Source organism: Mesorhizobium sp. 10J20-29, assembly GCF_054130485.1.
The window spans coordinates 2,706,254-2,728,192 of record NZ_CP199156.1 but is presented as its reverse complement, the minus strand read 5'-3'; the positions used below and the strand labels follow the sequence as shown (position 1 = coordinate 2,728,192).

23 protein-coding genes are annotated in these 21,939 nt (G+C 65.2%); 15 read left to right on the top strand and 8 right to left on the bottom strand.

From position 1 onward, the window contains the following. Positions 1-98 precede the first annotated feature (98 nt). Complete coding sequence (locus ACT2BZ_RS13040) at positions 99-1,343, bottom strand: DUF3422 family protein (RefSeq protein ID WP_457941302.1); 1,245 nt, start codon at positions 1,341-1,343, stop codon at positions 99-101. A 233-nt stretch (positions 1,344-1,576) separates the two neighbouring features. Between ACT2BZ_RS13040 and ACT2BZ_RS13035 the strand changes: the two genes are divergently transcribed. From ACT2BZ_RS13035 to ACT2BZ_RS13015, 5 genes are read left to right on the top strand one after another with little or no spacing between them, the layout of a single operon-like run. Then, positions 1,577-2,368: an FCD domain-containing protein gene (locus ACT2BZ_RS13035; protein WP_457935574.1), complete on the top strand. Its 792-nt coding sequence runs from the start codon at positions 1,577-1,579 to the stop codon at positions 2,366-2,368. Continuing rightward, positions 2,361-3,125 (top strand): (Fe-S)-binding protein, encoded by a 765-nt coding sequence (locus ACT2BZ_RS13030; RefSeq protein WP_457935573.1) that lies wholly within the window; start codon positions 2,361-2,363, stop codon positions 3,123-3,125. Before ACT2BZ_RS13035 ends, ACT2BZ_RS13030 begins: the two co-directional genes overlap by 8 nt. Positions 3,126-3,129: 4 nt before the next feature. Next, the gene (locus ACT2BZ_RS13025) at positions 3,130-4,557 is read left to right on the top strand and encodes a LutB/LldF family L-lactate oxidation iron-sulfur protein (protein ID WP_457935572.1); all 1,428 of its coding nucleotides are present in this window, start codon (positions 3,130-3,132) and stop codon (positions 4,555-4,557) included. Further along, entirely contained in the window at positions 4,554-5,228 is a 675-nt protein-coding gene (locus tag ACT2BZ_RS13020; protein ID WP_457935571.1) for a LutC/YkgG family protein, read from the top strand. The genes ACT2BZ_RS13025 and ACT2BZ_RS13020 overlap by 4 nt, the downstream gene beginning before the upstream one ends. Next, a complete protein-coding gene (locus tag ACT2BZ_RS13015) occupies positions 5,229-5,981 on the top strand; it encodes a metallophosphoesterase (protein WP_457935570.1) in 753 nt (250 codons plus the stop codon). On the opposite strand, the gene ACT2BZ_RS13010 is transcribed toward ACT2BZ_RS13015, so the two are convergent. Both ACT2BZ_RS13010 and ACT2BZ_RS13005 read right to left on the bottom strand, forming a co-directional pair. Further along, complete coding sequence (locus ACT2BZ_RS13010; RefSeq protein WP_457935569.1) at positions 5,973-6,110, bottom strand: hypothetical protein; 138 nt, start codon at positions 6,108-6,110, stop codon at positions 5,973-5,975. The two genes, ACT2BZ_RS13015 and ACT2BZ_RS13010, sit on opposite strands and share 9 nt — an antisense overlap. Before the next feature lie 307 nt (positions 6,111-6,417). Then, the gene (locus ACT2BZ_RS13005; RefSeq protein WP_457935568.1) at positions 6,418-7,116 is read right to left on the bottom strand and encodes a type 1 glutamine amidotransferase; all 699 of its coding nucleotides are present in this window, start codon (positions 7,114-7,116) and stop codon (positions 6,418-6,420) included. A gap of 74 nt (positions 7,117-7,190) precedes the next feature. On the opposite strand from ACT2BZ_RS13005, the gene ACT2BZ_RS13000 reads away from it, so the two are divergent. Together ACT2BZ_RS13000 and ACT2BZ_RS12995 are read left to right on the top strand one after the other, a co-directional pair. Next, positions 7,191-7,865 carry a hypothetical protein gene (locus ACT2BZ_RS13000; RefSeq protein WP_457935567.1) on the top strand — a complete coding sequence of 225 codons (675 nt, stop codon included), beginning with the start codon at positions 7,191-7,193 and terminating at the stop codon, positions 7,863-7,865. 57 nt (positions 7,866-7,922) lie between these two features. After that, positions 7,923-8,381, top strand: coding sequence for a hypothetical protein (locus ACT2BZ_RS12995; RefSeq protein WP_457935566.1), 459 nt, complete (start codon positions 7,923-7,925; stop codon positions 8,379-8,381). A gap of 16 nt (positions 8,382-8,397) precedes the next feature. Here the strand turns inward: ACT2BZ_RS12995 and ACT2BZ_RS12990 are convergent, their stop codons facing one another. Further along, positions 8,398-9,285 (bottom strand): hypothetical protein, encoded by an 888-nt coding sequence (locus ACT2BZ_RS12990; protein WP_457935565.1) that lies wholly within the window; start codon positions 9,283-9,285, stop codon positions 8,398-8,400. Positions 9,286-9,496: 211 nt separating this feature from the next. Here ACT2BZ_RS12990 and ACT2BZ_RS12985 point away from each other — a divergent pair, with 211 nt between their 5' ends. The 3 genes from ACT2BZ_RS12985 to ACT2BZ_RS12975 all read left to right on the top strand — a co-directional run bounded on the left by ACT2BZ_RS12985 (position 9,497) and on the right by ACT2BZ_RS12975 (position 12,779). Then, entirely contained in the window at positions 9,497-10,231 is a 735-nt protein-coding gene (locus ACT2BZ_RS12985; protein WP_457941301.1) for a 16S rRNA (uracil(1498)-N(3))-methyltransferase, read from the top strand. Between the two features lie 136 nt (positions 10,232-10,367). Further along, complete coding sequence (locus tag ACT2BZ_RS12980) at positions 10,368-11,741, top strand: glutamate--cysteine ligase (protein WP_457935564.1); 1,374 nt, start codon at positions 10,368-10,370, stop codon at positions 11,739-11,741. 93 nt (positions 11,742-11,834) lie between these two features. Beyond that, entirely contained in the window at positions 11,835-12,779 is a 945-nt protein-coding gene (locus tag ACT2BZ_RS12975) for a DUF937 domain-containing protein (protein ID WP_457935563.1), read from the top strand. Between the two features lie 18 nt (positions 12,780-12,797). On the opposite strand, the gene ACT2BZ_RS12970 is transcribed toward ACT2BZ_RS12975, so the two are convergent. The 3 genes from ACT2BZ_RS12970 to ACT2BZ_RS12960 form a co-directional block, all read right to left on the bottom strand. After that, positions 12,798-14,531 carry a putative bifunctional diguanylate cyclase/phosphodiesterase gene (locus tag ACT2BZ_RS12970; RefSeq protein WP_457941300.1) on the bottom strand — a complete coding sequence of 578 codons (1,734 nt, stop codon included), beginning with the start codon at positions 14,529-14,531 and terminating at the stop codon, positions 12,798-12,800. Beyond that, positions 14,501-14,710 carry a hypothetical protein gene (locus ACT2BZ_RS12965; protein WP_457935562.1) on the bottom strand — a complete coding sequence of 70 codons (210 nt, stop codon included), beginning with the start codon at positions 14,708-14,710 and terminating at the stop codon, positions 14,501-14,503. Before ACT2BZ_RS12965 ends, ACT2BZ_RS12970 begins: the two co-directional genes overlap by 31 nt. A 266-nt stretch (positions 14,711-14,976) precedes the next feature. Next, entirely contained in the window at positions 14,977-15,828 is an 852-nt protein-coding gene (locus ACT2BZ_RS12960) for a hypothetical protein (protein ID WP_457935561.1), read from the bottom strand. A 108-nt stretch (positions 15,829-15,936) separates the two neighbouring features. Between ACT2BZ_RS12960 and ACT2BZ_RS12955 the strand changes: the two genes are divergently transcribed. Together ACT2BZ_RS12955 and ACT2BZ_RS12950 are read left to right on the top strand one after the other, a co-directional pair. Beyond that, positions 15,937-16,734, top strand: coding sequence for a class I SAM-dependent methyltransferase (locus ACT2BZ_RS12955; RefSeq protein ID WP_457935560.1), 798 nt, complete (start codon positions 15,937-15,939; stop codon positions 16,732-16,734). Between the two features lie 132 nt (positions 16,735-16,866). Beyond that, positions 16,867-18,489: an ABC-F family ATP-binding cassette domain-containing protein gene (locus tag ACT2BZ_RS12950; RefSeq protein WP_457935559.1), complete on the top strand. Its 1,623-nt coding sequence runs from the start codon at positions 16,867-16,869 to the stop codon at positions 18,487-18,489. Between the two features lie 97 nt (positions 18,490-18,586). On the opposite strand, the gene ACT2BZ_RS12945 is transcribed toward ACT2BZ_RS12950, so the two are convergent. Continuing rightward, positions 18,587-18,874 carry a DUF1127 domain-containing protein gene (locus ACT2BZ_RS12945; RefSeq protein ID WP_457935558.1) on the bottom strand — a complete coding sequence of 96 codons (288 nt, stop codon included), beginning with the start codon at positions 18,872-18,874 and terminating at the stop codon, positions 18,587-18,589. A 179-nt stretch (positions 18,875-19,053) separates the two neighbouring features. Between ACT2BZ_RS12945 and ACT2BZ_RS12940 the strand changes: the two genes are divergently transcribed. The 3 genes from ACT2BZ_RS12940 to xseA all read left to right on the top strand — a co-directional run bounded on the left by ACT2BZ_RS12940 (position 19,054) and on the right by xseA (position 21,939). Further along, on the top strand, positions 19,054-20,010 hold the full coding sequence (locus tag ACT2BZ_RS12940) for a LysR substrate-binding domain-containing protein (RefSeq protein WP_457935557.1): 957 nt from the start codon (positions 19,054-19,056) through the stop codon (positions 20,008-20,010). 75 nt (positions 20,011-20,085) lie between these two features. Further along, complete coding sequence (locus ACT2BZ_RS12935) at positions 20,086-20,289, top strand: hypothetical protein (protein ID WP_457935556.1); 204 nt, start codon at positions 20,086-20,088, stop codon at positions 20,287-20,289. 78 nt (positions 20,290-20,367) lie between these two features. After that, the gene (xseA, locus tag ACT2BZ_RS12930) at positions 20,368-21,939 is read left to right on the top strand and encodes an exodeoxyribonuclease VII large subunit (protein ID WP_457935555.1); all 1,572 of its coding nucleotides are present in this window, start codon (positions 20,368-20,370) and stop codon (positions 21,937-21,939) included.

Sequence of the window (21,939 nt, the reverse complement as noted above, 5' to 3'; positions counted from 1 at the left end):
GGTTCAACTGGTAAAAAGGTTTTACCTGTTAATCGCAGCCAGCGCAAACCTCTTGGGCGTGCGGTCAGGCATTGGGAAACGGGCGACGGCCAGAGGCGCTATTCGTGCACGCGCCGGGCCTTGCGGACAAGCCACCAGACCACGAGAAGCGCTACCGGCACAGAGGCCGCGGTGATCAGTTCGGGGGCAACCACCTTGCCGAAGACGCTGGTTCCCTTGGCGAGGTAGCCGATCAGGCCGACCACGTAGTAGGAGACGGCGGCCACCGAAAGACCCTCGACGGTCTGCTGCAGGCGCAGTTGCAGCCGGGCGCGGTTGTTCATCGAGGCGAGCAGGTCGCGGTTCTGCTTTTCCACCTCGACATCGACCCAGGTGCGCAGCAACTGGGTCGCGCGGGTCAGCTTGCGCGACAGGTTGGCCTGGCGCTCCTCAACCGAGCGGCACGTGCGCATGGCCGGCGCGACGCGCCGCTGCAGGAAGGTCGCCCAGGTGTCGTAGCCAGGCACAGCCACCTCGTCGAGCGCCAGCAGACGCTCGGCGACGATGCCGTCATAGGCGCGGCTGGCGCCGAATCGGTAGAGGCTGGACGCCGCGTCGGCTTCGAGTTCTGCTGCAAGCTCGGTCAGTTCGGCCAGCAGTTCCTGGCTGTTGCGGCTGTCCGGCGCCTTCATGGCCGCCGTGATGGCCGCCAGCCGGTCCTCGATGCGCCGCACCCGCGCCGAAAGGGACTGCGCCAGCGGCAGGCCGAGCAGCGCCAGCGTGCGGTAGGTCTCGATATCCATCAGGCGCTGGCAGAGCGCTCCCGTGCGCTGCGGGGTCAACCCGCGCTCCAGCACGAGAATGCGCGTCAGGCCGTCGCCGTCCTGCCTGAAATCGGTGACAATCGCGGCCTTTTCATTCTCGACCAGGGAGTAGCAGAGACTTGAGGCGTCGAAGCCGGCAATCAGCTTCTCGGCAGCCGGCGTCCACTTGCGGATCTCCAGCCGGATGCCGGAGATCACCGTGCCTGGCGGGCTGAAGCCGTTGCCGAACGGGCTTTCCTCCGGCGAGCGACCCGTCGAGGCGAGCGGGCCTTCATAGAGATAGGTCGAGAACTCGGTATGGCGCTCCCAGCGCAGCGTGCCCTTGCCCCAGTTCATCGCATGGTGGCGGGCCTGCTTGTCGGGCGCGGCCGTACCCAATCGACGGGACAGTTCCGACAGCACGGCGCGGTCGACGGCTGCACCGCCCTCGGTCATGAAGGCCAGCTGGATCAGCGCGCGCGGCTGTTCGATCGGCGGGTGCGGGCGGGAGTGGACTTCGCCTATCGCTTCGGAGCGACCGCCATAGGCCGGGAAACCCATCACGCTGCCGGTCAGGGTCGATGGCGTCCTGATTTCTTCGGGCGTATCGGACAATGGCGGGCTCCCTCGATTTTCCGCCTACAGCAAGTCTCTGGCAATTCCTATGCGGAACGTTGTCGCGGACAGGCTTTCAGGAAAGCGCAGGTGGGGGCCCGAAACTGGATAAATTATTTGACCAGTTTGCCCCGATCGCACTATCCTGCCACCCTCCGATCCATTTCCGGGACCACGCCTTGGGCGCGATATTTTCCAGAATAGAGCATTCGCGCACCGCCGACGAGGTGGTGCAGCAGATCGAGAGCCTGATCCTCGAAGGCGTGCTGAGGGTGGGCGACCGGCTGCCCGGCGAGCGCGAGCTGGCCAAGCAATTCGAGGTGTCGCGCCCGATCCTGAGGGACGCACTGAAATTGCTCGAAGCCCGCGGCCTGCTGGTGACGCGGCATGGCGGCGGCACGCATGTCGCGGACGTGATCGGGCAGGTCTTCACCCAGCCGGTCATGGAACTGATCTCGACCCACCCCAAGGCGGCGCGCGACTATCTCGAATACCGGCGCGAGATCGAAGGCGTCGCTGCGGACTACGCGGCGCGGCGCGCCACGGCGGACGACCTTGCGCTGCTCGACGCCATCGTGGCGCGCATGAAGGCCGCGCATGGCGCAAACGACCTGGCCGAAGAAGCCGCGATCGACGTCGAGTTCCACAACGCCATCGGCGAGTGCGCACACAACATCATCCTGCTGCACACGCTGCGTTCCTGCTACCGCCTGTTGTCTGACGGCGTGTTCCAGAACCGGCTGCTCCTGTTCGCGCAGCCCGGCGCGCGCGACGCGCTGCTGGACCAGCACCTGGCGATCCATGACGCCGTGCGGCGCGGCGACGCGAAGGCGGCGCGCGAGGCGGCGATGGATCACATAACCTATGTCGAGAAGGGCATGGCCGAGGCGGAGCGCACGGGCGACTGGGAGCGCGTATCGCGGCTGCGGCTGCGGCAACGAACCGAAAAGAGTGGAGAAAAGAGTGCCTGATCAAAATCCCCGCGTCGGGCTGTTCGTGACGTGCCTCGTCGATCTCTTCCGACCGTCGGTCGGCTTTGCCGCGATCAAGCTGCTGGAAGATGCAGGCTGCACCGTCGAGGTGCCGATGACGCAGACCTGCTGCGGCCAGCCGGCCTACAATTCCGGCGACCGGGCGGACAGCAGGGCAATCGCGGAAAACACGATCGAGGCCTTCGAGGCGTTCGACTACGTTGTCGCGCCCTCAGGCTCCTGCGCCGGCATGCTGAAGAAGCACTATCCGGGGCTGTTTTCCGGCGAACCTGAATGGGAAGCGCGGGCAAGGGACTTTTCGGCCAAGGTGCACGAGCTGGTCAGCTTCCTGGCCGACGTGCGCGGCGTCACGGCGGTGGCCGGCAGCGAGGCCGGCAGCGTCACCTACCACGATTCCTGCTCGGGCCTGCGCGAGCTCAACATCAAGGCGCAGCCGCGCAAGCTGCTGCGCTCAATCGACGGGCTGGAACTGGTCGAGCTGAAGGATGCCGACGTGTGCTGCGGCTTCGGCGGCACGTTCTGCGTCAAATATCCCGACATTTCCAACGCCATCGTCGAGCAGAAGACCGGCTGCATCGAGGCGTCGGGCGCACAGACGCTGCTGGCCGGCGACCTCGGCTGCCTGATGAACATGGCCGGCAAGCTGAAGCGGCAGGGATCGGCCGTCGAGGTGAGGCACGTCGCCGAAGTGCTGGCCGGGATGACCGATGCAGCCCCCATCGGCGGGAAGGGATAGGCGCATGCAAATCACCTCCCCCGCCTTCAAGCAGAACGCCAAGGGCGCGCTGGCCGACGTGCAGTTGCAGCAAGCGCTCGGCAATGTTCGCTCGGGCTTCATCGACAAGCGGCTGAAGGCGGTCGAGGCGCTGCCAGAATTCGACGCGCTGCGCGACAGTGCCCGCGCCATCAAGGACCATGCGCTGGCCAATCTCGACCTCTATCTCGAAGCCTACGAGAAAAAGGTCGTCGCCTCCGGCGGCCATGTGCACTGGGCCGAGAGCGCGGAGGACGCGCGCAACATCATCCTCGACATCTGCCGCAAGGCCAACGCCAAGACAGTGACCAAGGGCAAGTCGATGATCACCGAGGAGATCGCGCTCAACGACTTCCTCGAGGAGAAGGGCATCCGCCCGGTCGAGACCGACCTTGGCGAATACATCATCCAGCTGCGCCACGAGCATCCGAGCCACATCATCGCGCCGGCCGTGCATGTCACGCAGAGCCAGGTCGAGGCCGACTTCCGCCGCGTGCATACGCATCTCGATGCAGCACGCGATCTCAGGGAGCCGGAAGCGCTGCTCAACGAGGCGCGCAAGGTGCTGCGTGAAGAATACTTCGCCGCCGATGTCGGAATCACCGGCGCCAATTTTCTGATTGCCGAGACGGGTACCTCGATCATCGTCACCAACGAGGGCAATGGTGACCTGACGCAGATCCTGCCCAAGGTGCATATCGCGGTGGCCTCGATCGAGAAGATCGTGCCGACGCTGGAGGATGCCAGCCAGATCCTGCGCGTTCTGGCGCGCTCGGCGACCGGCCAGGACATGAGCGTCTACACCACCATGTCGACCGGACCACGGCGCGAGGGCGACGTCGACGGGCCCGGGGAATACCATGTGGTGTTGCTGGACAATGGCCGATCGTCGATGCTCGGCACGGAATTCCAGGAAATGCTGCGCTGCATTCGCTGCGGCGCCTGCATGAACCACTGCCCGGTCTATCACGCGGTCGGCGGCCACGCCTATGGCTGGGTCTATCCCGGCCCGATGGGCGCAGTGCTGACGCCGTCGCTGATCGGCGTCGACAAGGCCGGGCACCTGCCCAACGCCTCGACTTTCTGCGGCCGCTGCGAGAGCGTCTGCCCGATGAAGATACCGCTGCCCAAGATGATGCGGCACTGGCGCGAGCGCGAGTTCGAGCGCGGGCTGAATCCGGCCGCAGCGCGCAGCGGGCTGAAGTTCTGGGCCTTCTTCGCGAGACGCCCGGCGCTTTACCAGGCGATGACGGCCATCGGCATGCCGCTGCTGTCGCTGCTTGGCGGCAAGAGCCAGCGCTTCGGCTGGCTGCCGCTGGCCGGCGGATGGACCAAGCACCGCGAACTGCCGGCGCCGCAGGGCAAGACCTTCATGCAGCAGGTGCGCAGCGCCAGGCCGGCAGGTGCACGATGAGCGGTCGCGAGGCAATTCTGGGCAAGGTTCGGACGGCGCTCAAGGCGAAGGCCGGCGATACGGCGCGGCTGGCGGCGGTGAACGAACGCTTGACCAAGTCGGAGCCGGGCATCATCCCGGCGCGCGGGCAACTGCCGGCGAAGGAGCGGATCGATCTGTTCTGCGCCCAGGCCGTGAAACTCTTCGCCAGCGTCGAGCGGCTGGCGAGCGCCGACGCGGTGCCCGCGGCGGTGGCAGGCTACCTCAGGCAGAAGAACCTGCCGCAATCGGTGCGCATGGGCGACGACCCACGGCTGTCCGACCTGCCCTGGTCGCAGGAGGGCGCTCTCGAGGTCAGGCACGGTCCGTCGGACGGCAATGACGAGGTTGGCGTCAGCCACGCCTTCGGCGGCGTCGCAGAGACCGGAACCGTGGTGATGGTGTCGGGCGCCGACAATCCGACGACGATCAACTTCCTGCCCGAGCACCATATCGTGGTGATCGACGTAACCTCGATCAAGGGAGACCTGGAAACAGCGATCGCCGGGATCCGCACGCGTTTCGGCAAGGGCGAGATGCCGCGTACCGTCAACCTGATCTCCGGACCTTCCCGCTCCGGCGACATCGAGCAGAAACTGATACTTGGCGCGCATGGGCCGCGCGCGCTGCACCTGCTCGTGGTCGGCGGATAATTGGCTGGGGGCGGCATTCATTTCCTCGACGCGCGCGGACCCGATGACACTGTGGTCTATGCGATCGGCGACGTGCACGGGCGGCTCGACCTGCTTACCCGTCTATACGATTCGATCGCGGCCGACCGCAAGAAGCGCGCGGCCAGCGACTGGCTGATCGTCCATCTGGGCGACTATGTCGACCGCGGCCCTGACTCCAAAGGCGTGATCGACTTCATCCTGTCCGCGGGAAACGACCAGAGGCGCATCGCCAGCGTGGCGGGCAACCACGACCTGTCGATGCTCGACTTCCTCAAGGAGGGCACGCCCGACGGGGTCTTCGTGGAGTATGGAGGCAAGCAGACGGCGCGCTCCTACGGGGTCGAGCTCGATTTTTCCAGCCCAAAGGCCTTTGCCGCCTCGCATGCGAAGCTGGTGGCGGCCGTGCCACAGAGCCACCGGGACTTTCTGCAGGCGCTTCCCTACACGCACGTTGCTGGCGACTTCTTCTTCTGCCACGCCGGGATCCGGCCGGGCATCGCACTCGACGCGCAGGTGCCGTCAGACATGATCTGGATCCGCCGCGAATTCCACCGCCATGTCGGGCTCTACGAGAAGATCGTGGTGCATGGCCATACGCCGGTGGTCGAGCCGGAGGTCATGCCAAATCGTGTCAATGTCGACACTGGCGCCTATGCGTCGGGCGTGCTGACCGCCCTCGTCATCGAGGGTTCGGACAAGCAGATACTGTCGGTGGGGAACGCCTCAGCGTGAGACGGTAACGCCGTAACCGTCGATTGGCGCGTGGCCGCTGGAGGCGTCAGCGGCATAGATGCCAAGTCCGCCGAGGGCGATCGCCGACAGCATGACGAAGGAAAGAAACACAGCTTTCACGGGATTCATCTCAGGTTCTTGCTCTCGCCACATCTGGCACAAATAGGGTTACTAATCAGTTGCGATCCAGATTGCGTCGTCAGAGCGGTTGATCCGCTCATTGATAGGCAAGTCCTGTATCCTCTCCATGTCGCGGGGAGCGAAAACTGCATCGACGAGAATCAAATTCTCCTCCCAGAGACGCCGACCATCTACGCAGCCCGGGACCTTCAGGCCAGAGCGAATTCATGCTTACGCCACGAAAGAAACCGGGCGTGCCAAATATGCAACGCCGTCGGACCCGGCCCCTCTCCAAATTGGCAGCAGGGTCTGATTCTCACACGATGGCGACCCAGGCGCGCGCCAGCGCCAGGCCGGTCCGGTCCGCGTCCTCGGCATGCCTGGCCTCCGCTGCCGCATGGCGGGCCGGCCAGTCGGGCTGGCTCTTCGCGATCGTCTCGGCGAAATCGGCATTCCACTGCCTGACCATCGCGCGGTCGGCCTCGAAGTGAAACTGGATGCCATAGGCGGCGCGGCCGATCCTGAAGGCCTGGTTGTGGGCAACCATGTTACCGGCCAGCCTCGTGCCGGTGCGCGGCAGGGTGAAGGTATCGTCGTGCCACTGGAAGATCGGGAAGCGCTCGGGGGCGGCGGAGAGGACCGGGTCGTCGGCCGCCTCGGGAGTCAGCGCCACGTCGCACCAGCCGAACTCGCTGGCCGCGCCGATCAGGTTGTCGGCGCCGTAGGCACGCGCCAGCAACTGGCTGCCGAGGCAGATTCCGAGCAAGGCGCGCCCGCTATCGGCGAAATCGCGCATCAGCGCCAGCAGTTCCGGGAAATAGGGTGAGCTGGCATCATCAAGGGCGTTCTGGCCGCCGCCGAGCACCACGATGGCGTCGTGGCCCGCAGCATCTGCCGGCAACGGATCGCCCAGATGCGCATAACGGATGTCCATCTGCGCGCCAGCCTCCGCGAGCGCCACGCCGATCTGGCCGAGGCCGGTTTTCTCAAAATTCTGGACGATGAGGACGCGCATGCTATTCCTTTGTCAGGTGAATTGCCCGCCGAGCGATAGCACGCAGTCCGGCAGGCAAGAAGAGAGGAGAGACTATGCCACTCCAGAACCGGGTCGATCCGTTCGGCGACATCCACGCCGTCACGGAACGCGGCCTGTTCACCGGCAACCGAGGCATCATCCATGACCCGGCCACCAAGACGCTTCTGAAGAAGCGGTGGACGGCGAAGGCCTGGATCATCTGCGCCTGCGATTTCCAGGACCGGCGGCGCGAACCGATGGGACGCAACGGCGTGGGAGACAGGGCCGGCTGGACGGAGCTGTTCTTTCTCGATGAGGTGACGGCGCTGGCAGCCGGGCACCGGCCCTGCTTTTTCTGCCAACGTGAAAAGGCAAAGGCCTTTGCAGCGGCCTTCGGCACGGCGTTCGGCATTGCGGCGCCGCGCGCGCCCGATATCGATGCGCGGCTGCACCGCGAAAGGCTGGCGTCCGGCGGCAGCATGGTGGAGCTCGACCGCCAGGGCCTCGGGCTGTTGCCCGACGGCGCCGTGATCTTTGACGGGCAATACGATTATGCGATCCGCGGCGGCGAGGCGCTGCGCTGGAGTTTTGGCGGCTACGACCGGGCGATCCCCTTCGCGAATTTCGGACCGCAGGAGATGTGCATCGTGACACCGGCGACGACGATTGCCGTTCTCAGCCGCGGATATCGCCCTGTCTGGCACCCTACTGCCGAGGCCGGCGTGGCGCTCATCGGCGATGCGGCATAGGGCGGATCGGAACCGGTCGGCAGGCCAGTGGTTCTGTGAACAGATTCAGGCAGTCGAATGTCCGATAATACCGAAAAACCTTCTCTCCCGGCCGGTGTCACGTCGCGCCAACTGGTGGCCTCCATGGAGGCGCTTGGCCTCGTCATGTCTTTCGTGGCGCGGGAACCGCCATTCTCGGAGTACCGGGCGGGACGTCTCGTCATGGCGCTCAAGCATCAGTTGTCGACGCGCAACCACGTCTGCCTGCTCAGGGACGATACGCTGGTCGGCTATTGCGGCTGGCTCAGGATCACCGTCGAACAGGGCGAGCGCTGGCTGAGGAGCGAGACCACGCTCAAGCCGGTGGACCCGGCGAAGGCCAACGCCTTCGCGCTGACCATCGTCTCGGTCGCTTCAAACGAATATCTGATGCCGATCATCAGGGCCTGCAGGCGCCTGCATCCGGACCAGCGGGTATTCTTCAAGCGCGACACTGCCGCCGGCGGCAGCCGCAAGGCAACCGTCCACAGCAAGTAGCGGCGCCGATCGCAATCTAGTTCAAGGGGATCGTGAATTTCGCGAAGGGTCCGTGAGCAATGACCGTCGTGCCGCCATCCTCGACGAAATCGGTTATGCCGTCGCTGCCGACATTGAAGCGGTTCGCAGCGAGGTTGCCGAAACCCTGGGCCCTGTAGCCGACGGTGAAACTCGAGCCGTCGGACATGGCCTTGTTCAGCCCGACGGATGCGTCGACGTTCCAGATCGTCACCGACTCCGAGTAGCTGGTCCGCGCTGGCGACAGGAAGCCAATCTCGTAATCGGTGCTGCGTTCGCCGAACAGCGCCGCAACGCCAACCGAGCCGACAAGGCTCAGCGCGCGCTCGACATTCACCGGCACCGAGGCCTCGACACCGAAACGTGGCCCGAGCGCCCACGTCTTGTCCGTAAACTCACCGACTTCCGGAAAATCCGACCAATTCGATTTGCCCGAGGCGGTGAGCCCCCGCACGCCTGCCGAAAACCTGAGATCCATCGCCGAATTCCATTCGGGACGGTAGCCGACCTCGATATCCGCCAGGCCGACGGCAAGATCCTGCTCGGCAAAGGTGAATCCGCCGCGGTCTGAGGCGTCACCAAACGACAGGACACCGACGCCAACCTTGTGATCCCAGGTCTGGTCGAACTGCTTGCCAGCCTCAAACCGGGCCTCGAAGCCATCGTCGCCGGGCGCGAGGGAATCAAGATCCCCCAGCTTGTCGTCGTCTCTGAAATCCAGGCTCTCGTCGCTGGCCGAGAAGGCGACGCCGCCCTCGACACTGACCCACCAGCCCTGCTTGCCGGGCTCGGCCCCGGCATCCTGGGCAAGGGCGGCCTGCGGCGCCATGGACGAGGCAGCAGCCAGCGCGGCCAGGCAGCAAGCGGACAAAAGGATCTTACGCATAGGGTCCCCACAGGCGAAACTGCGCCTCTCTACCCTGGATTGCAGAGGCGACGCAACGGCATGCGTAGCGATATTCGCAAGAAAAACAGTCTGTTGCACGCTCGCAACAGGGCCAGGCCTGTAATAACATCGCGCAGGCTTCAACCCGCGACCTGCTGGTGTGCCGACCAAGTCGCTTGACCGGCAGGCCACCCTGCCGCATTGCTCGGCGATGCGCGCCAACTACAAAATGCAGCGGCTTTTCGTGCCGCAGGACCTTGCCAAGGGCATCGCCGTCGAGGCGAGCCCGGAGCAGAGCCACTATCTCATCCATGTCCTTCGCATGGCCGAAGATGCCGAACTTCTTCTGTTCAACGGGCGTGACGGCGAATGGCTGGCGCGCGTCGCGGCAAAGACGAAGAAGGCGGTCCGGCTGGAGGCCGTGGAGCAAACCCGCCCGCAGCCGGCCTTGCCCGATCTCCTCTACTGCTTTGCGCCGCTGAAGCAGGGACGGCTCGACTATCTCGTCCAGAAGGCGGTGGAGATGGGCGCCGGCGTGTTGCAGCCGGTCATCACGCAGCATACGCAGGTGACGAAGTTCGGCACCGAGCGCTTGGCCGCCAACGCCGTCGAGGCGGCCGAGCAATGTGGCATCCTCGCCGTTCCAGAAGTCCGCGAACCCGTGAAGTTCGAAAAGCTTCTGGCCGGCTGGGAGAAGGACCGGCGGCTGATCTTCTGCGACGAGAGTGCGCAGACCAACAATCCCCTGCCCGCGCTGCAAGGCATCGCCGGGAAGAAGCTCGCGCTGCTGGTCGGCCCGGAAGGTGGCTTTTCGGACGACGAACGCAAAATGCTGCGCGCCCTGCCCTTCGTGACGGCCATCCCGCTCGGACCGCGCATCCTGCGGGCCGACACGGCCGCTGTGGCTGCATTGGCGGTCATTCAGGCGACGGTGGGCGACTGGTAGGCGTTCGCCCGACGCTTTGCGAGCCCCCCTCCATCAATTCCTCTTGACCCCTGGTTCAGCGTTTTTCGCTTGATCCGCTCCTGACATTTCGTCCATCAAGCGCCGGCGATCTACAGGGTCGCGACGAGGAAGCATCATGGCGCGCGACACAACCGATTTCCGGCCGATCGAAAGCATCGACGAACTGGTCGCGCATCTGGCCGAAGGCAACAAGCCGCGCCAAGACTGGCGCATCGGCACCGAGCACGAGAAATTCCCCTTCTATGTCGATGGCAATGCGCCGGTACCCTATGGCGGCTCCAACGGCATCCGCGCCATCCTCGAAGGCATGCAGGAGAAGCTCGGCTGGGATCCGATCATGGATGCGGGCCGCATTATCGGGCTGGTCGAGCCGACCGGCCAGGGCGCCATCAGCCTGGAGCCCGGCGGCCAGTTCGAGCTGTCCGGGGCGCCGCTGGAGACGATCCACCAGACCTGCCGCGAAGGCAATGCGCATCTGGCGCAGGTGCGCGAGATCGCCGAGCCGATGGGCATCCGCTTCCTCGGCCTCGGCGGGAGCCCGAAATGGTCGCTCGCCGAGACACCCAAGATGCCGAAGTCTCGCTACGACATCATGACCCGTTACATGCCCAAGGTCGGCACCAAGGGTCTCGACATGATGTACCGCACCTGCACCATCCAGGTGAATCTCGACTTCGAGAGCGAGGCCGACATGCGCCGCAAGATGCAGGTCTCGCTGAAGCTGCAGCCGCTGTCGACGGCGCTGTTTGCCAATTCGCCCTTTACCGAGGGCCGTCCCAACGGCTTCCTGAGCTGGCGCGGCGACATCTGGCGCGACACCGACAACCAGCGCTCCGGCCTTCTCGAATTCTGCTTCGCCCCCGATTTCGGTTTCTTCGACTATGTCGACTGGGCGCTCGACGTGCCGATGTATTTCGTCATCCGCGACGGCCATTACCACGACATGACGCACATGACCTTCCGCCAGTTCATGGCCGGGGCCGCGCATAACGAGATTGCCGACGGCGTGCCGACGATCGGCGACTGGGCGAACCATCTGTCGACGCTGTTTCCCGATGTCAGGCTGAAACGCTTCCTGGAAATGCGCGGCGCCGACGGCGGCCCGTGGCGGCGCATCTGCGCGCTGCCGGCCTTCTGGGTCGGATTGCTCTACGATGCCGAGGCGCTAGAGGCGGCCGAGGCGCTGACGCGCGACTGGAGTTTCGACGAAGTCCTGGCGATGCGCGATGCGGTTCCGGAAAAGGGCATGGCAACGCCGTTCCGAAATTCGACGCTGCGCGAGATGGCGCGCGAGGTGCTCAATATCTCGCGAACCGGCCTTACCAACCGCGACCGGAAGAACCGCGACGGTTACGACGAGACCAGCTTTCTCAGCACGCTGGACGAGGTGGTCGCCCGCGGCACCACGAGCGCTGAAGAGATGCTTTCGGCCTACCACACCCGCTGGGGCGGATCGATCGAGCCTGCCTTCCTCGAATACGCCTACTGACCGCCCGCTATCGCGCTGCGGCGGCGAAACCGTCCCTCTGCTTTGCGCGGGCTGCCTCGATCGGATAACGTGGTTTCAAAGGAGACCACGTTCATGCTTCCCCTCTTCGACATGCTGGCAAATGCGCAGAACGGCCATGCGATGGAACAATTGTCGCGGCAGTTCGGCCTGTCGCAGCAGCAGACACAGGCCGCCGTCGAGGCGCTGATGCCCGCCTTCAGCCAGGGGCTGAAACGCAATGCCTCCGATCCCTATGGCGTCGCCGCGTTCATGAGCGCCATGGCGTCGGGCAACCATGCGAAATACTTCGAGGACGCCCAGAAGGCCTTCGCGCCGCAGGGCGTCGACGAGGGTAACGGCATATTGGGGCACCTCTTCGGCTCGAAGGATTTGTCGCGCGCGGTGGCCGCACAGGCGGCGCAGGCAACCGGCGTCGGCCAGCAGGTGCTGCAGCAGATGCTGCCAGTCATCGCCTCGATGATCATGGGCGGGCTCTACAAGCAGACCACCAACCAGATGCCCGGTGCGCAGCAGGCGGCCGGCTTCGGTGGTGCCGGAAATCCGCTCGGCGAGATCATCGAGCAGATGATGAAGCAGGGCGGCGACATGATGGCCGGACGTACGCCGCAGCCGGCGCCCCAGCCGCGGCAGGCTCAGCCGGCGGATCCGTTCGACAATCCGTTCGGCAAGGTGCTCAAGGACATGTTCGGCGGCGGCATGCCACAGCAGCCGGCACCGCAGCAGCGGCGCAAGCCCGAGCCGCAGGCGCAGGCTCAGAACCCATGGGGCGACAACCCGCTCGGCAAGATCTTCGAGGAGATGATGCAGGGAGGCCAACCCCGGCAGCAACCGTCACCCCCGCCCGAACCCGAACCCCGGGCGCGGCAGAAGAAGGCGCCCGAAAGGCCTGCCAAGAACCCCTACGACGATCTGTTCGGCCAGATGTTCGAGACCGGCGCCAAGCAGCGCGACGAATACGAGAAGAATATCGGATCGATCTTCGACCAGTTCTCCAAGGGGATGGACCGCTACCGCTAGCGGCTGAGCACGGTTGGCCTAGCGGGCGCGTCTCGCGCGCTGCCCGGTTGCGGCCGTCCGGCTGGCGATGCTGCGCGTCTTGTCGGACGGGCGATGGGCAAAGCGGGTGAGCAGTTCCGCCGTAATTGCAGCCGATGCCGGGCGGGCGAAGTAGTAGCCCTGCCCCATGGTGCAACCCATTTCCATCAGCCTCTCGGCTTGCTCCTTGGTCTCGACGCCCTCGGCAACGATGCGCATGCCGAGTTTGCGGGAGATGTCGAGGAGGGCCTGAACGATGACCGCGCTCGACGGGTCGTCGACGATCCTGTCGATGAAAGACTTGTCGATCTTCATGATGTCGACCGGGAAGTCCAACAAATGCGTCAGGGAGGCGAAGCCGGTGCCGAAGTCGTCGAGCGCAACGAGAATGCCTTTGCCACGCAGGCTCTTGATCTCGTCGGCCACCATGTCGTCGTTGACGAAGACGGCCTCGTTCACTTCCAGGATGAGATGCCGCAGCGCCTCCTCGCCATCGGGAAAGGCTGCCGCGACACGTCGCTCGAGATCGCCTTTCTGGAGGTCGGCGGTGGTGATGTTGAAGCCAACATGCTGGAGCGGAAGTCCGAGGGCCAGCCAGTGGCGGATATCGGCTGCGACCTGGACCAGCATCTGGCTGGTCAGGGCGTAGGCAATGCGCGGATCGCTCAGTGCGCAATGGAATTCAGCCGCCGCCATGATGCCGCCGTCGCGTGTCCTGATGCGCGCAAGCGCCTCCAGACCGACGATCTCGGCCGTCCCGAGGCGGACGATCGGCTGGTAATGCGGCAGGATGCGGCCTTCTGCCAAGGCTTCGTCGACCTCGGCGATGGCGCGCAAGCGCTGCGTCATCGTGGTGCGCATGCCCTGGCGGAATGAGACGAAGCCGCCGCGGTTGACGTCCTTCGCATGGTAGAGCGCGAAATCGGCATTCTGGTAGAGCGTGTTCTTGTCGGAGCCGGTCTCGCCCTGGAACACGCCGCCCGCCGTCAGCGAAGGCTGCAGCGTCATGCCCTGGTATTCGACCGGCTGGCCGACCGCCTGGATAAGCGACTGGGCGATTGCGACCATCTGGGGCTCGGACTCGCATGCACGCAGGATGAAGGCGAACTCGTCGCCACCCAGCCTGAAGACCTCGACGTCCGGACTCACCGACTTCAGGCGCGTCGATGCGATGCGGATCAGTTCGTCGCCGGCGGCGTGACCCAGCGTGTCATTGACCCGCTTCAGATGGTCCAGGTCGGCGAAGAGCAGGGCGAACTGCCTCTGTTCGGCGGTCATCTCCTCAAGACGGACGTCGAAACTCGCGCGGTTGGGAAGCCCCGACATCGCGTCGATGAAGGCTTCGTCATGGGCTCGCCGACGGAATTCGTTGTTCTCTATCAGCACTGCGCAAAGATGCGTGCAGCGCGCAACGATCTGGCGCTCGTGAGCCGTCGGACCGCGCGGTTTGCGATAGTAGAAGGCGAAGGTGCCGACGACGCGGCCGTCGCGCGTCTTGATGGGGCTCGACCAGCAGGCGCGCAGACCGAGCGGCAGGGCGAGCGCCTTGAAATCGGCCCACAATTCGTCGTTTTCTATATCGTCGACCTCGACAGGCTCTCCGCGAAAAGCCGCCGTTCCACAGGAGCCGACCTTCGGTCCAACCGGCAGACCGTCAAGCGCTGCCGAATAGTGCTCCGGGAGGCTCGGGGCGGCCAGTGGCCTCAGTTTTCGTTCGTCATCGACATAAAGGATTGAGCAAATGACTTCCGGAGCGAAGGTTTCCGCGCGCCTGCACAGCAGATCTCCGACTTCGCATCTTCACCATAGGCGACCATCTCCAGAACATCGCTCAGGAGGTCGATCAGCAGGGCTTTGGCTGGACGTTGCGGCATCGAGTACAGTTGGTCCGGGCGAGAATGCACCTCCATCAACGCCGCGCCGCCTTAAGAAAGCGTCAATAGAGCTCACGATGAATGCATGGAATGACTTTACGTCATGCAGCAAGCAGGCCTGTTCTCAAAATAGTTAGAGTTCAAAAGGATATCTGGTCTGCCGACTGCGGCTGCAGACAGGGCCGACCACTAGATTGGGTCGACTAGATTTCTTTACATTACTGTCCAACAAAGCCAACTCTTGTCGGAACCGGAAGTGCATTTCGGATCGGCCAGAATTCGGCTTCCCGCAAGCATCGGTGCCCTCAGCCCCTGGCGCGCATGACCTGCTCGAAGCCGTCGGCGAGTTCAGGTGCGCCCTCCTCGAGCCTCTTGCGCAGCGCGCGCGGCCGGCCGGGCGTGCGGTTCGCGTCAAGCAGGATCGCCAGCCCGTCATGCATAACGAAATCGAACTTGCCGTAGTCAAAGCCGAGTTTCTCACGGATGGCGCGGAGTTGGTCCGGCACCTGCACTTCCTCGCTTCGCAGCGTGTCCTTTCCCTTGGCGATGCGGCTCGAGGCGACATAGCGGGCGCAGCGTCCGCGATCGCCGCAGAACACCCAGAACCGCGCGGCAAACCCGTCGGGCTCCGGCTCGGCCAGAAAGCGCTCGACGATCAGGGCCGGGTCGTCGAAGGCGGATTCGGGAACGAGCGAGAGGCTTTCGTAGACCTTGTAGTCTGTCGGCGCCGGGGGCATCGGACCGGTTAGGGGCCTGCCGGCCCGCAGGGCGTGGCGATAATGGCGGCGTTCGGCGAGCCCGGCGCGGTTCAGGTCGGTCTTGACGATGACCGGGCCCGGCCAGTCGTCGCCGCGCGACAGCAGCGCACCACTGATCCGGCGCTTCGAGATATCGGCCGTCGCGAGGTTCAGGCAGACCGGAAAGCGGGCGGCATAGTCGACATAGTCCTGCGGCACGACGGTGCTGTCGACATGCAGCAGCGCGGCATCGCCCTCGGTCGCGCGGGCCAGGCCCTGCTGAAGGATGACGGTATGACCCCGACGCTGCAGTTCACGCATCACGTCGAATATCTGGAACGCGCTGGTCTTGACGAAAAACGGCCAGCGCCGACGCAGGAAATGGTCGAACTCATGCGTGATGATGACGATTCTGGCCATGCAGTCGAACGATGTCGGTTGTCTCGGCGACAGAATAGCCGCGATTGCGGCGGATGCGAGGACAGGCTATTCCCACGCTTCACACGCTCACGCAACGGAAACCTGCCGATGGCGAAGCACTGGGATGCCTACGACCGGCGCTGGCAGCAGCTTGGCGCACCACTCCGCCCGCCGCCGGATGTTGTGCGTGCCGTCGAACGCGTTCTCGAACCCGCCGGAAAGACGGTGCTGCTTCTCGGCGTTACGCCCGAACTCAGCGACCTCAGCCGCAGCATGATCGCTGTCGATTCCTCGGCTTCGATGATCGCCAAGATCTGGCCGGGCAATGATGGCTCCCGACGGGCCATGCTCGGCGACTGGCTCGCACTCCCGGTCGAGGCCGGCAGCATGGACTGCGTCGTCGGCGACGGCTGCCTCAGTGCCGTGGACAGCCGCGATGCGAGGCTCGGGCTCCTGCGCGAGATCGCGCGGGTCCTGGCACCCGACGGCGCCGCGAGTGTCCGGCTTTTCGCAGCGCCCGAACAGCGCGAGACCCTCGACACGGTCCGCAGGGATACCCAGGCCGGGGCGGTCGCCAATTTTCATGTGCTGAAGTGGCGCGCCGCCATGGCCTGCGTATCGGAGGACGCCGACTGCCGGATAGCTGTCCAGAGCATCCTCGATACGATCCATGGCCTGTTTCCGGATCGCGACGCGCTTGCCTCGCTCACGGGCTGGTCCCGCGACACGATCGGCACCATCGATCTCTATGCCGGCTCGCCTGCCGTCTACACCTTCGCGACGGCCGACATACTGGCCGAGGAGGCATCCCGCTACTTCGAGGACGTCTCGCTGGTTGCCAGCGGCGACTATCCTCTCGCCGAACGCTGCCCGCTGCTGGTAATGCGCAGGCCGAAGGTCTCCTGACAGCGGTCATTACCGGGAGCTTCTCCAAAGGAGGGCCTAAAAGCCGCGTCCTGCGTCAATTGCGGGACTGTCGCCGGCGGAGCCCATCGGCTATGGGCGCGCAACAACTCTTCTTTCAGGCTTCTCCGCACCATGATCCGTCTCGAAAGCATCAGCAAGCAGAACGGGCAGCAGCTCGTCTTCATCGAAGCCTCGGCCACCCTCCTCAAGGGCGAGAAGGTCGGGCTGGTCGGCCCCAACGGCGCGGGCAAGACGACGCTGTTTCGCATGATGACCGGCGAAGAGCAGCCCGACGAGGGCCAGGTGTCTGTCGAGCGCGGCATCACCATCGGGTATTTCAGCCAGGACGTCGGCGACATGGCCGGCCTCTCCGCCGTGGCGGCAGTGATGGACGGCGCGGGGCCGGTCAGCGAGCTGGCGGCCGAACTCGCCGAACTGGAAGCCGCGATGAGCGACCCGGAGCGCGCCCACGAGATGGACGCGATCATCGAGCGCTACGGCGAGGTGCAGGGGCGCTTCGAGGAACTCGACGGCTACGCGCTGGACGGAAGAGCGCGCGAAGTGCTGGACGGCCTCGGCTTCAGCCAGGAGATGATGGACGGCGACGTCGGCAAGCTGTCGGGCGGCTGGAAGATGCGCGTGGCGCTGGGACGGATTCTGCTGATGCGGCCCGACGCGATGCTGCTCGACGAACCGAGCAACCATCTCGACCTCGAAAGCCTGATCTGGCTGGAAGAGTTCCTGAAGGGCTACGAAGGCGCCCTCTTGATGACCTCGCACGACCGCGAATTCATGAACCGCATCGTCAACAAGATCGTCGAGATCGATGGCGGCGCGCTGACCTCGCATTCGGGCGACTACGAGTTCTATCAGCAGCAGCGGGCGCAGAGCGAAAAGCAGATGCAGGCGCAGTTCGAGCGCCAGCAGGCGATGCTGGCCAAGGAAATCGCCTTCATCGAGCGCTTCAAGGCGCGCGCCAGCCACGCCGCGCAGGTGCAGAGCCGGGTAAAGAAGCTGGAGAAGATCGACCGCGTCGAGCCGCCGAAGCGACGCCAGACGGTGAATTTCGAGTTCCAGCCTGCGCCGCGCTCCGGCGAGGACGTGGCGACGCTGAAAGGCGTGCACAAGAGCTATGGCAGCCGGACGATCTACGAGGGGCTCGACTTCCAGGTTCGACGGCGCGAGCGTTGGGCGGTGATGGGAATCAACGGCGCCGGTAAATCGACGCTGCTGAAGCTGATTGCAGGGGCGGCCGAACCGGATGACGGGACGGTGGCGCGCGGACCGAGCGTCAAGATGGGCTATTTCGCGCAGCATGCGATGGAGCTTCTCGATGGCGACCGCACCGTGTTCCAGTCGCTGGAGGACGATTTTCCGCAGGCCGGCCAGGCGCCGCTCAGGGCGCTCGCCGGCTGCTTCGGCTTTTCGGGTGACGAGATCGAGAAGAAGTGCCGCGTGCTTTCAGGCGGCGAGAAGGCGCGGCTGGTGATGGCCAAGATGCTGTTCGACCCGCCGAACTTCCTGGTGCTGGACGAGCCGACCAACCATCTCGATATCGCGACGAAGGAAATGCTGGTGACAGCACTTTCGGAATTCCAGGGCGCCATGCTGTTTGTCTCGCATGACCGGCATTTCCTTGCGGCATTGTCCAACCGCGTGCTGGAACTGACGCCGGATGGCATCCACACCTATGGCGGCGGCTATACCGAATATGTCGCACGCACCGGCCACGAGGCGCCGGGTCTGCGAAGCTGATACGAAAAAGCCCGGTCCTTTGGGACCGGGCAATGTGCAGGCTGGGCCGGAGGGGGAGCCGGCGGGTTTTCGGGGAGCCTGCGTAACGGTTACCGGGTTAGGCCGTCAGGCGGGCAAGCGCCTCGACGCGCCTCGTCTCCGCCATCGAGCCCAGATGCGACGTCGGATCGCTGCCGAAGGGCAGGTCGATTGCAACGTTGAGGTCGGCGCGCGTCAAGCCGATATCGGCGAGCTCTGCATCCGACATCTCGCCGAGGCGATAGAAGGCGCGGCGGTTTTTCCAGGCCCGCAGGAATTTCACGATCGCGTTCACCACAACCGTCGCGATGGACGGGCGTGCGGTCGCCGACATCGAATGCGAGACGTCGTGGGTGAGCGTGGTCATGGTCTTTCTCCTTGAATGCGGGCAAGAGTCCTCCGATCCGGCGCGACCGCCCGATGGCTGGTCCCGTTCCGGTCCTACTGATCCTGCCGCTGCTGACCCTGCGACATTGCCATCGGGTCATTGATTTATCCAACGAATGTTTTTAATCTTTATCATCAGCAAGGATGATGGATCCCCCGATGGCCGCGCCCCTCGATCTCGACCAGCTCCAAACCTTCATAACCATCTCCGACACCGGCAGCTTCACCCGCGCCGCCGACGAGGTGCACCGCACCCAGTCGGCCGTGTCGATGCAGATGCGCCGCCTCGAGGAGCGTATCGGCAAGCCGCTGTTCGAGAAGGATGGCAGAACCAACAAGCTGACCGAGGAGGGCGAGCGTCTGCTGTCCTATGCTCGGCGGATGATGCATCTTAACCGCGAGACACTGAGCGCGTTTGACGATCGGGCGCTCGAGGGCACGTTGCGCATCGGCACACCCGACGACTATGCCGACCGTTTCCTGCCCGAGATCATGGCGCGTTTTGCGCGTTCGAACCCGCGCGTCGAACTGACCGTCATCTGCGAGCCGACGCCTGGTCTGGTGGACCACATCAAGCGCGGCAATCTGGACCTCGCCATCGTGACCCACAATGCCGAACGCGGACAGTCCGAAGTGGTGCGACGCGAACCGTTGCTCTGGGTGGCATCGGCCAATCACGCCATCCACGAGGAAACGATCCTACCAATGGCATTCGGCCGGCCCACCTGCGTGTGGCGCCGCTCGGCCTGCCAGGTTCTCGATCAGATGAACCGTGAATACCGCATCCTGTTCACGAGCTGGTCGGCCACCGTGATTACCGCGGCCGTGCTGTCGGGACTGGCGATCTCCGTGTTGCCGGAGTGTGCGCTGCGGCCCGGGATGCGCGTGCTCAGCGATGCCGACGGCTTCGGCGCGCTGCCCGACTGCAAGATCGGCATCATCCGCGGCGCCTCGGCCAGACCGGAACTCGTGGATGCAATCGCCAGGCACATTTCCGACAGCCTGGACAACATCTCCGTGCCGATGACTGACGCGCCGGCAGGCTTCGACATGGCTGCGCTGGCCGCCTCTCGCGGGCGCAAGACGAAGCCCGGCCACATCCTTCCGGGCTGGTAAATTCGCGGTCCGGAAAGCAATCATTAACCGCAAGCGGCCAGTCTCAGTCGGCACCCCGCACCGACGGAGACAAGCATGACCCGCATCCTGGCCGTAACGATGGTTTCCGTAATGCTCGCCGGCTGCGGATCGACCAAGGTGACGCGGACGGCCTCTGGCGCCGCGATCGGCGCGGGAACCGGCGCCGTTGCCGGTGCAGCGATCGCCGGAACGCCCGGCGCGCTGATCGGCGGCATCGGCGGCGCTGCGACGGGCGCCATCATCGGCGCGAACAAGTAGCACCAGGAAGGCACGGCCGCCGGCGCCCATCGGGCGACGGCACTTGACCCTCGCCCGGGAATCCGCACGAATCGCCCGATGAGCGATCAGGCAACCGATTCGAAGACCAACGCCGCCGAATTCACCGTGAGCGAGATTTCCGGCGCGCTGAAACGCACCGTCGAGGACGCGTTCGGCAATGTGCGGGTGCGCGGCGAAATTTCCGGCTACCGCGGCCCGCACGGCTCCGGCCACGCCTATTTCAGCCTGAAGGACGACCGCGCCAAGATCGACGCTGTTGTCTGGAAGGGCACGATGGGCCGCCTGAAGTTCCGCCCCGAAGAGGGGATGGAGGTCATCGCCTCGGGCAAACTGACGACCTACCCCGGATCGTCGAAATACCAGATCGTCATCGACAATCTCGAGCCCGCCGGCGCCGGCGCGCTGATGGCGCTGCTGGAGGAGCGCAAGAAGCGTCTGGCCGAGGAAGGCCTGTTCGACGCCGGCCGCAAGCAGCTGCTTCCGCACATGCCGATGGTGATCGGCGTCATCACGTCACCGACGGGCGCGGTCATCCGCGACATCATCCACCGCATCAAGGACCGCTTCCCGCTGCATGTCATCGTCTGGCCGGTGCGCGTGCAGGGTGAGACGAGCGGCGCGGAAGTGACCGCAGCGGTCGAGGGCTTCAATGCGCTGCCCGCAGACGGACCGATACCACAACCCGACGTGCTTATCGTGGCGCGCGGCGGCGGCAGCCTCGAGGACCTTTGGGGCTTCAACGACGAGGCGCTGGCCCGCGCGGTAGCAGCATCGCACATCCCCATCATCTCGGCGGTCGGCCACGAGACCGACTGGACGCTGATCGACCTTGCCGCCGACATGCGGGCGCCGACGCCGACGGGCGCGGCCGAGATGGCGGTGCCGGTGAAGGCAGAGCTGGAGGCGACGCTGGCCAGCCTGTCGGCGCGCCTGCGCGCCTGCACGACACGCAATTTCGACCGCAAGCGAACGGCGCTCCGCGCAGCGATGCGCGCCCTGCCCTCGCCCGACCAGCTTCTGGCGCTGCCACGCCGCCGCTTCGACGAGGCGACGAGCCGGCTCGGCCGGGCGCTAACCGTCGCCACCGAGCGCAAGCGGGCGCGGCTCGGCGCGGTCAGGCTGACGCCGGCGACGCTGTCGCGCCGAATCGGCGAGGCGCGCAGGGCCAGCGACCGCGATTTTTCCCGCGCACAGAATGCGCTGTCGGGCCTTGTGCGCGAGCGGCGAGCCCATTTCAGGCGGGTCGTGGCGCGGCTGTCGCCCGAGCCGGTGGCGCGACGCAACCGGCGGGCAGCCGAGACGCTCGAAGCGCTGGCACGGCGCGGCGACCAGGCGATCGGCTTCCGGCTGGAGCGGCTTCGCGCCAAGCTGACCCAGGCCGAGCGGTTGCTGTCGACGCTGAAACTATCGGACGAGGCGATCCTCGAGCGCGGCTACGCGCTGGTCATGGACGCGGACGGCGCGGTGCTGCGGCGCGCCGCGGACGTCTCGCCCGGAACGGAACTGTCGCTGCGCTTTGCCGACGGCGTGGCCGGGGTCATTGCGACCAGCGAGGCCGCACGGCCGAAACCGTCGCCGAAGCCGGCAAGCAAACCGAAAATGCCCGGCAGCCAGGGCTCGCTATTCTGA